General features: G+C 68.3%; 9 protein-coding genes and 2 riboswitches. Of the genes, 1 reads left to right on the top strand and 8 read right to left on the bottom strand.

Going from position 1 to position 14,335, the window contains the following annotated elements; genetic code table 11:
• Positions 1-106: 106 nt before the first annotated feature.
• Positions 107-1,585 carry a hypothetical protein gene (locus AC0IZJ_RS03365; protein ID WP_471846631.1) on the bottom strand — a complete coding sequence of 493 codons (1,479 nt, stop codon included), beginning with the start codon at positions 1,583-1,585 and terminating at the stop codon, positions 107-109.
• A 112-nt stretch (positions 1,586-1,697) separates the two neighbouring features.
• On the opposite strand from AC0IZJ_RS03365, the gene AC0IZJ_RS03360 reads away from it, so the two are divergent.
• Complete coding sequence (locus AC0IZJ_RS03360; RefSeq protein ID WP_471846629.1) at positions 1,698-3,002, top strand: glycoside hydrolase family 5 protein; 1,305 nt, start codon at positions 1,698-1,700, stop codon at positions 3,000-3,002.
• A gap of 6 nt (positions 3,003-3,008) precedes the next feature.
• On the opposite strand, the gene AC0IZJ_RS03355 is transcribed toward AC0IZJ_RS03360, so the two are convergent.
• From AC0IZJ_RS03355 to AC0IZJ_RS03325, 7 genes are all read right to left on the bottom strand, one after another.
• Positions 3,009-3,788, bottom strand: coding sequence for an NRDE family protein (locus tag AC0IZJ_RS03355; protein WP_471846627.1), 780 nt, complete (start codon positions 3,786-3,788; stop codon positions 3,009-3,011).
• Positions 3,789-3,801: 13 nt separating this feature from the next.
• Positions 3,802-5,190: an L-serine ammonia-lyase gene (locus AC0IZJ_RS03350; RefSeq protein WP_471846625.1), complete on the bottom strand. Its 1,389-nt coding sequence runs from the start codon at positions 5,188-5,190 to the stop codon at positions 3,802-3,804.
• 97 nt (positions 5,191-5,287) lie between these two features.
• Positions 5,288-8,176 (bottom strand): aminomethyl-transferring glycine dehydrogenase, encoded by a 2,889-nt coding sequence (gcvP, locus tag AC0IZJ_RS03345; RefSeq protein WP_471846623.1) that lies wholly within the window; start codon positions 8,174-8,176, stop codon positions 5,288-5,290.
• A gap of 20 nt (positions 8,177-8,196) precedes the next feature.
• Positions 8,197-8,571, bottom strand: coding sequence for a glycine cleavage system protein GcvH (gcvH, locus tag AC0IZJ_RS03340; RefSeq protein ID WP_471846621.1), 375 nt, complete (start codon positions 8,569-8,571; stop codon positions 8,197-8,199).
• Positions 8,572-8,576: 5 nt separating this feature from the next.
• The gene (gcvT, locus tag AC0IZJ_RS03335) at positions 8,577-9,689 is read right to left on the bottom strand and encodes a glycine cleavage system aminomethyltransferase GcvT (RefSeq protein ID WP_471846619.1); all 1,113 of its coding nucleotides are present in this window, start codon (positions 9,687-9,689) and stop codon (positions 8,577-8,579) included.
• 26 nt (positions 9,690-9,715) lie between these two features.
• Positions 9,716-9,830: riboswitch (glycine riboswitch) on the bottom strand.
• Between the two features lie 20 nt (positions 9,831-9,850).
• Positions 9,851-9,948, bottom strand: a riboswitch (glycine riboswitch).
• 91 nt (positions 9,949-10,039) lie between these two features.
• On the bottom strand, positions 10,040-13,291 hold the full coding sequence (locus tag AC0IZJ_RS03330) for an amidohydrolase family protein (protein ID WP_471846617.1): 3,252 nt from the start codon (positions 13,289-13,291) through the stop codon (positions 10,040-10,042).
• Between the two features lie 86 nt (positions 13,292-13,377).
• Positions 13,378-14,247 carry a lysophospholipid acyltransferase family protein gene (locus AC0IZJ_RS03325; protein ID WP_457424163.1) on the bottom strand — a complete coding sequence of 290 codons (870 nt, stop codon included), beginning with the start codon at positions 14,245-14,247 and terminating at the stop codon, positions 13,378-13,380.
• Between the last annotated feature and the right edge of the window lie 88 nt (positions 14,248-14,335).

The following is a 14,335-nucleotide window of genomic DNA, read 5'->3' as shown; positions in this document are numbered from 1 at the left end:
GATCTGCGGCGCGCCACGAGCTGCCAGAGCGCATGCGCCTACCGGGTAGGACATCGCGCGCCGTGCCTGCTGACGCTGGATGACCAGCTGCCGGGTCAGGGCTTGTTTACCAGTTGCAACCCTTGCCGCGTGCCGCGTCGACGGCCAGCGGCACGACGGCCAGGATGCCCGCGCCGCTGTAGGCCTTGCGGCAGTCCTTGTTGGCGGCGTCTTCCATCGCCTGCTCCAGCTTCGACTTCCGATCGGGCGGTGGCGGGATGAGGTCGATGACGCCGGTGCTGCGCTTGGCGGACATGTCGCCGCGGGGCAGCGACAGGTTCAGTGGCGTGCGCGCCGGCGTGCTGGCGGCGGCGGTGGGTGGCGAGGGCGGCGCGGGCAGGTCCGGTCCCAGGCGCGAGCCAGCATCCGGCGAGCCGGCCGAGGCCTTGGGTGCGGCATAGGGGTTGGCCGTGGGGTCACCGCGCGCCGGGCCTGCCGGTGCGTTGACCTGGCCGGGCAGGGCGCCCGTCAGCTCGGACAGCGTCGCCCCGGCCGGCGCGGCTACCGCCGCACGGGCGTTGGGGGCAGGCTGCAATGGCGCGACGGAACTGCCGCCTTCGGCCGCTTCCATGCGGCGTACCGGCGTGGGCAGGTCCTGCGTCGCTTGCAGTGCCGCCGTTGGCGCGGCCGGAGTGCTCGCACGCAGCTCGCTGGAGCGGGCCAGCGGTGTAACGGCGCCGTCATCGGCCGTCGCCGATTCGAGGCGCTGCACCGGGGACGGCAGCGGCGTCGCCGGCGTCAGCGAAGGCGTTGCGGCGGTGTTGGCGCGCAGCTCGGCCGGCCGGGGCAGCGGGGTGGCAGCACCGACGGCGGCAGGGGCTTCGAGCCGGTGAACCGGCGCCGGCAGTTCGGCGCCAGGTGCCAGGGTGGCCGTGGGGGCGGGCAGCATGCGCAGGTCGGCGGGTCGGGGCAGCGTGGCGGCGGCCGGCGTGGCGGGTGCGGCCTCCAGCCGGTTGACGGGCGCGGGCAGGTCGCTGGCCACCGGCGACCGTTCCGCCGCGCGGCTGGGCGTGCGCAGGTTGGCAGCGGGCTGCACCGGCGTCACTGCAGCCTCGGGCAGCGCCTCCAGCCGGCCGAGTGTGGCCGAGGGCAGCTCGGGCGTCGGCATCTGCGGTGGCGCGCTGCGCGGGGCCGGGCTCAGGTCCTGGCGCTCCACCGGGCGAAAGCCTTCGGGCAGGTCGAGGGTGGCGGTGTTGGGGGGCGCAGGGGATGCTTCGTCGGTGCGGGCGGCCTCGGGCGGCACCTCCTGCGGGTTGAAGCGGCCGACCTCGGCGGCGCCGGGCGCGGGGCCGGTCGGGCGCTGCGGGGTTCCGGCACCCGCCGTGCCGGCTTCAGGCGATTGGGCCGGCGGGGCGCTGGCATCACCGCCGCTCTTGCCGAGCAGCTTGACGGTCAGGCTGCCCCACACGCCCTGGCCGGGCGCGGCAGTGCCGGTGGCGTTGCCAAACATCAGCACCAGCCAGACGTGCAGCAGCACGGCCAGCAGCAGGCAGCGCTGCAGCTGGCGGGCGTCGGGCGGCGGGCGGCGGAGGGCTACAACAGTCACTGCGGGCGCATTGTGTGTCAGCCCGCCACCGCCTTCGTGAGAGGGGCATTGCCGATGTGTGACGGTCGACAACGTTGTCCAATGCCAAGAATTGCCTACCCGACGGACCGCCATGATTCGCTTCGCTTTCTCCGCCTTTTCCGTGCCCACGCTGGGCCGTGCGGCGCTGACCTTGGCGGTCGTGCTGGTGATGGCATGCGGCGGCGGCGGCGGCACGGCAGAGGCGGCTGGCGCCAGCCCCGTCACTCCGGCTACACCCGGCACGCCGGCCGCGACGACCTGCGCCAACCCGACGACGGTGATGCCCAACCAGAGCAGCAGTGCGCTGCCCTTCTGCGCCTCCCTGAGCGCCGACCCCGATGGTGATGGCCAGGGCAGCGAGGGCGGCAAGGCCTGCCAGATGCGCACCGGCTTCGACATCACCGCCGCAATGGGCAGCGGCTGGAACCTGGGCAACACGCTGGACGCGACGGGCCAGACCGCCGACACGCTGGCCGACGAAACGAACTGGGGCAACCCACGCACGACGCAGGCCATCGTTGACGCCGTCAAGAAGGCTGGCTTCAGCTCGCTGCGCCTGCCGGTGAGCTGGGACGACCATGTCTCCGGCAGCGGCTGGGCCATCCACAAGCCTTGGCTGGACCGCGTCGAGGAGGTCGCCGGCTATGCGCTGGCCAGCGGCATGACGGTCATCGTCAACATCCACCACAACGGCGGCTGGGAAGCGCCGACGCTGGCCAACGAGGCGCGCGCTGCCGACGTGCTCGGCAAGCTGTGGCCGCAGATCGCGCAGCGCTTCGAGAAGTACGACCACCGCGTCGTCTTCGAGACGATGAACGAGCCGCGCGTGTCGGTCGCCGGCGTGGACGACTGGTGGGGCAAGCCGGAGTACTACGCCGTGCTGAATCGCCTGAACGTGGTGGCACTGAACGCCATCCGCGCCACGGGGGGCAACAACCTGCGCCGCCTGGTCATGCTGCCGGGCTATGCGGCCACGGCCACGGCCGAGCAGACCAACGCCATCGTGCTGCCGAAAGACAAGAACATCGCGCTCTCGGTGCATGCCTATTCACCATACGACTTCGCGCTGAACCAGAAAGGCGGCTCGGTCTTCAGCGGCCAGGCCGAGCTGGACGAGATGTTCACGCGGCTGAACACCAAGTTCATCCAGAACGGCACGCCGGTCGTCATGGGCGAGTGGGCATCGACCGACAAGAACAACCTCGCCGAGCGCGTCAAGCACGCGGCCTACTTCGCGCGCGGTGCCCGCAAGGCCGGCATCCCGGCCTTCTGGTGGGACAACGGCAACATGGTCTGGAGCGCCACGTCCACCGACATCATGGGCGTCATCGACCGGCGCACGCTGGCGGTGACCCGGCCGGAGATCGTCGACGCCATCATGTGCGCGGGCCGCTGATCGGCCTCAGGGCCACGCGGCCATCGTGTGGGTGACCGGCGACAGCCAGCGCCCCTCCGCCGTGACGCTGCGTTCGACGATGTGCGTCGCGCCGCCGGCTTCGCGGATCAGCACCGTGGAGCAGCGCGTGCCGTAGCCGACATCAGGCATGCGGATGAAGCGCGGTGACAGCAGGCGCTCGCGAGCCAGGCCGACGCCGGTGTCGGGCAGGGCGGCATCGGGCGCGGGAGTGGGGTCGGCCAGCGCGGCGATAAGTCGCTCGATCAGGTCGGCGGCATCGGCCGCCCCTTCAAGCGCCTCGGCCATGCCGGCGCGCAGGCCGATGGTCTTGGGCCAGGGCGTGTCGAGTGCTGCATTGGACAGCGTGTGGATGCCGGCGCCGAGCGCCACGGGCGCAGGCGCGCGGTTGCTGAGCCAATGCCAGTCGTTGCGCGTCAGATCGGCGGTGACGAGATTGAAGCCGTTGAAACCGTCGGGCAGTTGCTGTGTGAAGGCGGGCACGGTTTCCTTGCTGTCGAGCCAGTCCACGACGAGGGCGCCGCGTGACGGTGCATCCGGGTTCTGCCGGCCCGGTTCGCGCACGTTCGTCAGCAGCGCCAGCCGGCCGGCACGCGTCAGGCCGAACCAGGTGCCGCCAGCGCTGAGGTCGCGGCCGGCGAGGATGTCCGGCTGGCCGGCCCACCAGGCCATCGGCGCCGCCGCGCGGGCGAAGAACTCGTCTCTGTTGGCCGCAATGACGAGAGGAAAGCGCGGATGGGCGTTCAGCGCGAAAGCGGCGAGACACATGGCTTGAGCCGCGTCAGCACTCGACGATGTTGACCGCCAGGCCGCCGCGCGCCGTTTCCTTGTACTTGGTCATCATGTCGGCGCCCGTGTCGCGCATGGTCTTGATGACCTTGTCCAGGCTGACGAAATGCGTGCCGTCGCCACGCAGCGCCATGCGCGCCGCGTTGATGGCCTTGACCGACGCGATCGCGTTGCGCTCGATGCAGGGGATCTGCACGAGGCCGCCGACCGGGTCGCAGGTCAGGCCCAGGTGGTGCTCCATGCCGATCTCGGCGGCGTTCTCGACCTGCTCCGGCGTGCCGCCCATGACGGCACAAAGCGCGCCCGCCGCCATTGAGCAGGCCACCCCCACCTCGCCCTGGCAGCCGACCTCGGCACCACTGATGGATGCGTTTTCCTTGTAGAGGATGCCGATGGCCGCAGCGGTCAGCAGGAAGTCGACGACGCCACGGTCCGTGGCGTGGTGGACGAAGCGCGTGTAGTAGTGCAGCACCGCCGGCACGATGCCCGCAGCGCCATTGGTGGGCGCCGTGACGACGCGGCCACCGGCGGCGTTCTCCTCGTTGACGGCCAGCGCGTAGAGGTTGACCCAGTCCATCACCATCAGCGGGTCGCGCAGCGCGGCCTCGGGGTTGGCGGTCAGGTCGCGGTGCAGCTGCGCGGCGCGGCGCTTGACCTTGAAGCCGCCCGGCAGGATGCCTTCGGTCTTGCAGCCGCGCGTGACGCAGGCCTGCATGACGCCCCAGATCTTCATCAGGCCGGCGTCGATCTCGGCCTCGCTGCGCCAGTGGCACTCGTTGCGGCGCATCAGTTCGGCGATGGAGATGCCGTGGCGCTGGGTCAGCACCAGCAGCTCGTCGCCGGACTTGAAGGGGTAGGGCAGCACGGTGGTGTCGGGCGCGATCACCTTCTGCTTGCTGCCGTCCGCGGCCACCTCGTCGCTGACGACAAAGCCGCCGCCGACGGAGTAGTAGACGCGGTTGGCGATCTCTGCGCCTTCGGAGTCGAAGGCGATGCAGCGCATGCCGTTGGCGTGGAAGGGCAGCGTCTCACGACGCTTGAAAATCAGGTCCTTGGCTTCGTCGAACTTGACGGCTTGCTGGCCAACCAGGTTCAGGTCGCCGGCACGGATCGTCTCCATCAAGGCCGGGATGGCCTCGATGTCGACGCTGTCGGGTTCATGCCCGGCCAGACCCAGCAGCACCGCCTTGTCGCTGCCGTGGCCCTTGCCGGTGGCGCCGAGCGAACCGTAGAGGATGACCTGCACCCGCGCGACGTTGGGCAGCAGGCCGTCGTGCTGCAGGCGCAGGCCGAACAGCCGCGCCGCGCGCATCGGCCCGACGGTGTGCGAACTGCTCGGGCCGATGCCGATCTTGAAGAGGTCGAAGACGGAAACGGCCATGTGTGCCTCGATTCAGTGGCGGGCGGCTTGTGGCCGCCCGAATCTGCGGAGATCAGAAACCGGTTCTGCCGGACTGATCTGAATGGAGCGGGTTGCTTCAGGCCTCTTCGTATTCGCTCAAAGGCACGCAGCTGCAGAACAGGTTGCGGTCACCCCAGACGTTGTCCACACGGCCCACTGGCGACCAGTATTTCTGGCGGCGCAGCGAGGGCAGCGGGAAGGCGGCGGCTTCGCGGCTGTAGCCATGCGTCCACTCGGTGGCGCTGACGACCATCGACGTGTGCGGCGCATTCACCAGCGGGTTGTCCTCGCGGCTGACCTTGCCCGACTCGACGTCCGCGATCTCATGGCGGATCTGGATCATCGCGTCGATGAAGCGATCCAGCTCGGCGCGGGACTCGCTTTCGGTCGGCTCGACCATCAGCGTGCCAGCGACCGGGAAGCTCAAGGTCGGTGCGTGGAAACCGTAGTCGATGAGGCGCTTGGCAACGTCTTCTGCACTGACGCCGCTCGTTTCCTTCAGCGGCCGCAGGTCCAGGATGCACTCGTGGGCGACGCCGCCGCCCTTGACGCCATCAATGCCGCCGCTGAAGTGGATGTCGTAGTGGTCGCTCAGTCGTGCCGCGACATAGTTGGCCGACAGGATGGCAACCTCGGTGGCCTTCTTGAGACCCTCGGCGCCCATCATTCGGATGTACATCCAGGAAATCGGCAGCACGGCCGCGTTGCCCAGCGGCGCGGCGCTCACCGCGCCGATGTTGGTCTCCTTGCCAAGGCCCGCCGTGCGGTGTGCCGGCAGGAAGGGCACGAGGTCGTCCACCACGCAGACCGGGCCGACGCCGGGGCCGCCGCCGCCGTGCGGGATGCAGAAGGTCTTGTGCAGGTTCAGGTGGCTCACGTCGCCGCCGAACTCCCCGGGTGCCGCCACGCCGACCAGCGCATTCATGTTGGCGCCGTCCACATAGACGCGGCCGCCGTGGGCCTTCACCATCGCGCAGATCTCCTTCACGTGCGTGTCGAACACGCCGTACGTGGAGGGGTAGGTGATCATGATCGCGGCGAGCTTGTCGGCGTGCTGCTCGCACTTCGCCTTCAGGTCGACGAGGTCAATGTTGCCTTCCTTGTCGCACTTGGTGACGACCACCTGCATGCCGCACATCTGCGCGGAAGCCGGGTTGGTGCCGTGGGCGCTCTCGGGGATCAGGCAGACGGTGCGATGCGCCTCGCCACGCGACTCGTGCCAAGCCTTGATGGCCAGCAGACCGGCGTATTCGCCCTGCGAGCCGGCGTTGGGCTGCAGGCTGATGCCGGCGTAGCCGGTGCACTCGGTCAGCCAGTTCTGCAGCAGCGTGTCCAGCTCGGTGTAGCCGGCCAGCTGGTCCTGCGGAGCGAAGGGGTGCACGCCCGCGAACTCGGGCCAGGTGATGGGGATCATCTCGGCCGTGGCGTTGAGCTTCATCGTGCAGGAGCCCAGCGGGATCATGCTGCGGTCCAGCGCCAGGTCCTTGTCCGACAGGCTGCGGATGTAGCGCAGCATCTCGGTTTCGCTGTGGTGGGTATTGAAGACCGGGTGGGTCAGGTAAGCGCTGCTGCGGCGCAGGTGTGTCGGGATCAGGCTTTCGACGCCGGCGGCGAACTCGTCGACCTTGGGCGTGGTGGCACCAGCGGGCGCCAACCAGCGCCAGATGGCTTCAATGTCGGCGCGCGAGGTCGTCTCGTCCAGCGCGATGCTGACGTGCTTGTCGCTGTGCCTGCGCAGATTGGCCTGAGCAGCGACGGCCTTGGCCGTGACGGCCGCGGCGTCGCACTCCACCAGCAGCGTGTCGAACACCTGTGGCGTCAGCACCTTGACGCCCATCCGGGTCAGGCCGGCATGCAGGATGGCCGCGTAGCTGGCCACGCGCTCGGCGATGCGCTTCAGGCCTTGCGGGCCGTGATAGACCGCGTACATGCTGGCCACGACGGCCGGCAGCACCTGGGCCGTGCAGATGTTGGACGTGGCCTTTTCGCGGCGGATGTGCTGCTCGCGGGTCTGTAGCGCCAGACGCATGGCGGGGTGGCCTTGCGCGTCCTTGGACACGCCAACCAGGCGGCCGGGCATTGAGCGCTTGAACTCGTCCTTGCAGGCCAGGAAAGCGGCGTGCGGGCCGCCAGCGCCCATCGGCATGCCGAAGCGCTGGCTGTTGCCGGCGACGATGTCGGCACCGAACTCGCCGGGCGAGACCAGCAGCGTGAGCGCGAGCAGGTCGGTGCAGACGATGAACGCGGCCTGCTTGGCGTGCGCCTGGTCGGCGAAAGCCTTCAGGTCATGGATGAGGCCGGTGGTGCTGGGGTACTGGCAGACGACGGCGAAGTAATCGTTCTCGGCCATCAGCGTGGGTGCCATGCCGACCTTGACGTCGATGCCGAGCGGCGCGCAGCGCGTCTGGATGACCTCGATGGTCTGCGGGTGCACGTCGCCGGCGACGATGAGCGTGTTGCTCTTGCTCTTCACGCCGCGCTTGGCCAGCGTCACCGCTTCGGCTGCGGACGTGGCTTCGTCCAGCATCGAGCCGTTGGCGATGTCCATGCCGGTCAGGTCGGTCACCATCGTCTGGAAGTTCAGGATGGCTTCCATGCGGCCCTGCGAAATCTCGGCTTGGTAGGGCGTGTAGGCCGTGTACCAGGCGGGGTTCTCCAGGATGTTGCGCAGGATGACGCCCGGCGTGTGCGTGCCGTAGTAGCCCTGGCCGATAAAGCTCTTGTAGACCTTGTTCTTGCTCGCAATCGCCTTCAGCTCGGCCAGCGCGCCGGCTTCGGTGATCGGCGCCGGCAGCTTCATGCCTTGCGAACGACGGATCGACTTGGGCACCACGGCGTCGATCAGCGCGGCGCGGCTGGCCACGCCGACGGCGGCGCACATCAGGGATTCATCGACGGCATCCGGCCCGATGTGGCGGGCGTGGAATTCGGAGGCGTCTTCGAGTTGAGAAAGCGGCGTCGGCATGGCAGGTCTGCTTCGAGGAATTACAGGGTCTTTAAAAGGGCGTCGTAGGCGGTCGAGTCCATCAGCGCATCGAGCTGGCCGGGGTTGCTCAGCTTGACCTTGAAGAACCAGCCGGCCTTGAGCGGGTCGGAGTTGGCCAGCGCCGGGTCGTCGCGCAGGGCTTCGTTGACCTCGGTGATCTCGCCATCGACGGGCATATAGACGTCGGCTGCGGCCTTGACGGACTCGACGACGCCGGCGACTTCCTTCTCCGCGAAGGTCTTGCCCACTTCGGGCAGGTCCACGAAGACCACGTCGCCCAGCGCATCCTGCGCATGCACGGTAATGCCGACGGTGGCCGTGCCATCGCCGTGCACGTCAAGCCATTCGTGATCGGGGGTGTACTTGATGCTCATCGCGTTCAGCCTCTGTAGTAGCGGTTGGGGGTGAAGGGGGTAGGGGAGACGACCATCGGGGTGCGCTTGTCGCGCACGATGGCGAAGACTTCGGTGCCAGCGGCGGTGTGGGCCTTGTCGAGGTAGGCGAGGGCGACCGGCTGGTTGACCGTGGGGCCCAGCGTGCCGCTGGTGACGACACCGACCTCGGTGCCGTCGGCCGTCACGATCCGGGCGCCTTCGCGCACGGGCATGCGCTCCTTGCCGGTCAGCCCGACGCGCTTGCGAGCAGCACCATTGGCGAGCTGCTCATCGATGACAGCAGCGCCCGGGTAGCCGCCGGCACGCGCGCCGCCGGCGCGGCGGACCTTCTGGATGGCCCAGGTGATGGAGGCCTCGACGGGCGTGGTCGTTTCATTGATGTCGTGGCCGTACAGGCAGAGACCGGCTTCCAGGCGCAGCGAGTCGCGCGCGCCGAGGCCGATGGGCTTGACCTCAGCATGGCTCAGCAGCTTGCGGGCCAGCGCGACGGCGTCGTCCTCATGCACGGAAATCTCGTAGCCGTCCTCGCCGGTGTAGCCCGAGCGGGTCAGGAAGGTCTCGATGCCGTCGAGCTTGAAGAAGCCGCCAGTCATGAACGTAAGCTTGGCGACGTCGGGGTTCAGGCGGGACAGCACGTCCACCGCCTGCGGGCCTTGCAGCGCCAGCAGCGCGCGCTCGGGCACGGGGATCACTTCGCAGCGCGCGCCGATGTGCTTTTGCATGTGCGCAATGTCCTGCTCCTTGCAACCGGCGTTCACGACGACGAAAAGGTCGTCGGGGCGCTTGCAAACCATCAGATCGTCCAGCAGGCCGCCCTGCTCGTTCGTGAACAGCGCATAACGCTGCTTGAAGACGCCCAGGTCGACGATGTCGACCGGCACCAGGGTCTCCAGCGCCGCGGCGGCGTCCGCACCGACCAGCCGCACCTGGCCCATGTGCGACACGTCAAACAGCCCCGCAGCAGCGCGCGTGTGCTTGTGCTCGGCCATCACGCCGGCGGGGTATTGCACCGGCATGTCGTAGCCGGCGAAGGGCACCATCTTGGCGCCGAGTTCGACGTGAAGGGCGTGAAGAGGCGTTTGCAGCAAAGAGGACATCAGAGCTCCGACGGATTTCGGGTGTGGATGTCCTCGCTGTCCGGGATACCTGAGAGATTGACAAGGCGGTGTGCAGTCCCGCGCAAGCTTGCCCCTTCGGTGGACCGATTCAAGGATCGGCCTCTCTCCAGTGAGGAACGCCGCCAGTGTCAGCCACTGGGGGCGTTTTGTCAGTCCTTTTGCCTGAGCGTTCGAGCAGTTACGCCCTGCGCCTTCGGCGGCCCCCAACATCACCGGGGCGCTCTCCTGACAGAGCCGGCATTCTAGCCACGCTCATGCCCGTCGGCACGCAGGCCGCCGGTCCTTCGCTCGGCGTCGGACAAGCCGCAGGGCTTGTCCTCGGTCCGAGCTCAGTCGCCCAGATGGCCCGACTCCAGCGCCTCGCTGTCGATGGGCATGGTCTTGCCGTCGGTGCCGTCGAAGAACAGCGGCTTGCGGGCTTTGGCGACGGGCGCGACCTGGTTCATCGTCATGGCGTCGAACAGCCGACCGTTCTGCATCACCTGCGCGATGCGGTCGCTTTGCCGGATATCGGCCAGCGGGTTGCCGTCAATGACGACGAGGTCGGCCAACTTGCCGGGCTCGATGGAGCCCAGGTCCTTGTCGAAACCGAAGTTGCGCGCCGGGTTGATGGTGGCGGTGCGCAGCGCCTCGTGGGGCGTCATGCCGCCGAGCACGAACATCCACATCTCCCAGTGCGCGCCCAGGCCCTCGCGCTGGCCGTGCGCGCCGATGGAGGTGTTGACGCCCGCGCGTGACAGCGCCGTCGCCGTGCGGGCCACGCGCAGGATGTTGAAGTCCTCCTCGGGCGCGGTCTCGCGGCGCACCGCGCGCGGCTCCAGCACGGAGCGCGGCACGTAGCGGCTCAGCAGCGGATGCTTCCAGACCTCCGTGCGGGCATACCAGTAATGCTCGCCGTCCAGGCCGCCGTAGCCGACGTTCAGCGTCGGCGTGTAGCCCACCGCCGTCTGGCTCCACAGCTGCTTGACGTCGTCCCACACCTCGGCCAGCGGCAGTGAATGCTCCACCGTCGTGTGGCCGTCCACCACCATGCCCATGTTCATCTGGAACAACGAGCCCCCCTCGGGCACGACCATCATTCCTGTGCGGCGCCCAGCCTCCAGCACCTGCTGGCGCTGGTCGCGGCGCGGCTGCTGGTAGCTCTTGACGCTGATGGCGCCCTCGGCTTTCTGGCGGTTCAGGTGAGTCAGCGCGTCATCCAGGCTGTTGATGTTGGACGTGACAGGCGTTTTTGCGCCGTAGAGGATGGTGCCGGTCGAGTAGATGCGCGGGCCCAGCACGAGGCCGGCGCGCTGCATCTCGCTCTGGGTGAAGATGGCCGCGCTGTTGTTGGACGGGTCGTGCAGCGTCGTTACACCGAAGGCCAGCGAGGCGAGGTTGATCCAGCTCTGCTGCGGGATCAGCCCGCCGTCGTTCATCGCGCCATGCCAGTGCGCGTCGATGAAGCCGGGCACGATGGTCTTGCCGTCGGCGGCGATGCGCTTGGCGTCGGCCGGGATGGCGATGTCCTTGCCGACCGCGACGATGCGGTTGCCGTCGACGATGACCGTGCCGCCCTCGATGACTTCATCGCCCTTCATCGTCACGATGCGTGCACCGGTCAGCGCGATCTTGCCGCTCGGCCTGTCGCTGGCCTGCTCGAAGCCGATCTTTTGCGCCGTGGCCTTGTCCTTGCTCTCGGCATTGGCGGTGAACAACTCGTCGCCTAGCGTGAAATGCAGCCGCTTGCTGTCGCCGCTCCAGTGCAGGCCTGAGCCCGCGTTGACGTCCAGCTGGCGCACCGGCAGCGCGTCCATCTTGGCGCCGACAGTGAGGGTCCTGCCGGCCTGGCCCTGCACATTCGGCAGCGGCGTCACATAGGCGTGGAAGCGCTCGACGAAGCCCAGCCACTGGCCATCGGGCGACACGCTGTATTCGCTGGCCACGTCGCTGCGCGCCACCTCGGTTTCGCTGCGGTCGCGCAGGTTCAGGCGCGTCAGTGCAAAGCGCTGTTCCACCTCGCTGGGGCTGCTCGTCTTCGTGAAGAACAGCTCGTCGCTGCGCGCGCCGAACTGCGCGCCGCTGCCTTCCTTGGCGATGCGCTCCGCCTTGCCCGAGCCATCGGCCGCGGCGAGGTAGAGGCCGGTGTCCAGGCTGTACCAGGGGCTGGTCAGGCCGCCGCCCTTGATCTTGCGGTAGACGACCTGTTGGCCGTCCGGCGACAGGCGCGGCTCCAGGTATTTGCCGGGCTCCTTGACGAGCACAGTCTCCTTGCCGGTGGCCATGTCCAGGCGCCGCACCGTGCCCTGCGTGTCATCGCGCCAGGTCGCGTAGACGATGGATTTGCCGTCGCGCGACCAGCTCGGCGCGAACTCGAAGGCCTCGTCCTGCTTCGTCAGCCGACGCGGTTGACCGTCTGGCAAGTCCTTGACGTAGAGCGAGCCCAGCGCCGAGTAACTGACGCGCCTGCCGTCCGGCGAGACCTGCGCACCGCGCAGCTGGTGCACGGCGAACTTGTCCGGCGCGACGTTCTGCGCAAAACGCATCGGCTCGCGCAGCTCGCGCGTGTCCTTCACATGGAAAGGAATGTCAGCGGCCGTGCCCTTGAACGGGTCCACGCGCCAAATCTTTCCCTCGGCCCAGACAACCAGTTCCTTGCTGCCCGGCATCCACGCGAAGCTGGGGTAGACACCCCACATCGCCCAGATCTCCTGCAGGTCGCGCGACAGGCCGCTCCAGGCCGGGCGCTCGACACCGGTGCTCAGGTCCTTCAGGAACAGCGTGCTCTGGTTGCGCACGCGGCGCACGAAGGCGAGGTACTTGCCGTCCGGCGACGGCGTCGGCCGCACGGCGCCGCCGGCGCCTTGGACGAAGGCCTCCACGGACCCATCCGACAAGTCCTGCCGGTAGATCCTGTAGATCTCGCCGTTGCTGTTCTTGTTGTATTCAAAGACCCGGCCGGGCGTCGCGTCCTGCGAGTAGTAGAGGTACTTGCCATCCGGCGAGATGGCCGGCTCGCCGAGGTCCTTCTGCCAGTTGGGCTTCTCGTTGAGCTGCACGCCCTTGTTCTTGGCCGCCTCACCGTCGATGTGGAACAGCCAGATCTCGCCTGACCCCGCGCTGCGCGTGCCGGTGTAGTGCTTCCGCGCCAACAGGTATTTGCCGTTCGGGTGCCAGGCCGGGTTGTTCAGCGTGCGGAAGTCCTCCGCCGTCACGGCGCGGGCGCCGCTGCCGTCCACATTCATGACCCAGACGTTGTCGCCGCCGCCGGCGTCGCTGAGAAAGGCGATCTGCTTGCCATCGGGTGAGAAGCGGGCCTGCTGCTCCCAGGCGATGGAATGCGTCAGCGGCCTGGCCTCGCCGCCAGCGATGGGCAGCGTGTAGAGGTCGCCCAGCAGGTCGAACACGATCGTCTTGCCGTCGGGGCTGACGTCCACGCTCAGCCAGGTGCCGGTCTTGACGTCGATGCTGGCCGTCTTGGCCACGCCGGGCGGCGCGTTGACGTTCCAGGCGGGCGTGGAACTGGGCTTGGGCGCATCCTGCGCGTTCGCAGCAAGGGCTGCGGCCAGCATCAGGGCGGGGGCGGCGGTCAGACGGAGCATGGAGGAGGGGTGTTTGAAAGACCAAAGCCTTCGATGCTAACGAAGGAAGACTTGCTCTTCCGTTCGTCACGCCCGGTCGTTGCGTTTCACTTCGCGTAGAAGTCGGCCTCTCCGGGCGGGCGCGACTTGAAGCGCTTGTGCAGCCAGAAGTACTGGTGCAACTGCCGCCGTGCCATGCCTTCGATGATGGCGTTCATGCGCGTGGCGTCGGCCGCGAGGTCGTTGCTCGGGAAATGCTCCAGCGGCGGCTCGATGACCAGCGTGTAGCCATCGGCATCGCGGCGTGGGTAGCAGGGCAGCACGGCGGCGTTCGCGACGGTCGCCATGCGTGACAGCCCGGTGATGGTGGCCGCGGGCACGCCGAAGAAGGGCACGAAGATCGAATCGCGGTGGCCGAGATCCTGGTCGGGCAGGTAGTAGAGGCGGTAGCCGTCCTTCAACGCGCGCAGCAGCGGCCGCGAGCCGTGATGGCGGGCGAACATGACACCGGAGTTGAAGCGCGTGCGCTTGGCGAGGAAGAAGGCGTCCAACCAGGGGTCCTTCTGCACCGAGTAGAAGCCGGCGACGGGCGTTTCCAGCGAGACGCGCACGCCGGCCAGATCCAGCCCGGTGAAGTGCGCCGCCAGCAGGATGGCATTGCGGCCCTCCAGCGCGCGCAGGTGTTCCACGCCTTCGATGCGCATCAGGCGTTGCAGGCGTTCCTTCGAAGAGAACCAGCAGTAGCCGTACTCCAGCAACATCTGCACCATGGCGACGAAATGCCGGCGCAGCAGCTTGCGGCGGGCGGCGGGTGTCCAGTCTGGCAGCGCGAGCCGCAAGTTCACTTCGCCGATGTGCCGGCGCGACGTGGGCACGGACGCGACAAGGTTGCCGATCAGCCAGCCCAGCGCCGCCAGGGCGCGGAACGGTAGCCAGCTCAACAGCCAGAGCAGGCCCACGACCAGCTTCATGCCCATGCGCTGCCCTCAGAAAAAACCATTCGTGCCATCACCTGCAACCCTTGTTCTAGGGGCGGCATCGTAGTGGCTACGCGATTTCTCGATC

It is taken from the genome of Roseateles sp. AC306, assembly GCF_979253795.1.
The sequence above is the reverse complement of the archived record's forward strand: the minus strand, read 5'-3'. Positions and strand labels throughout refer to the sequence as shown.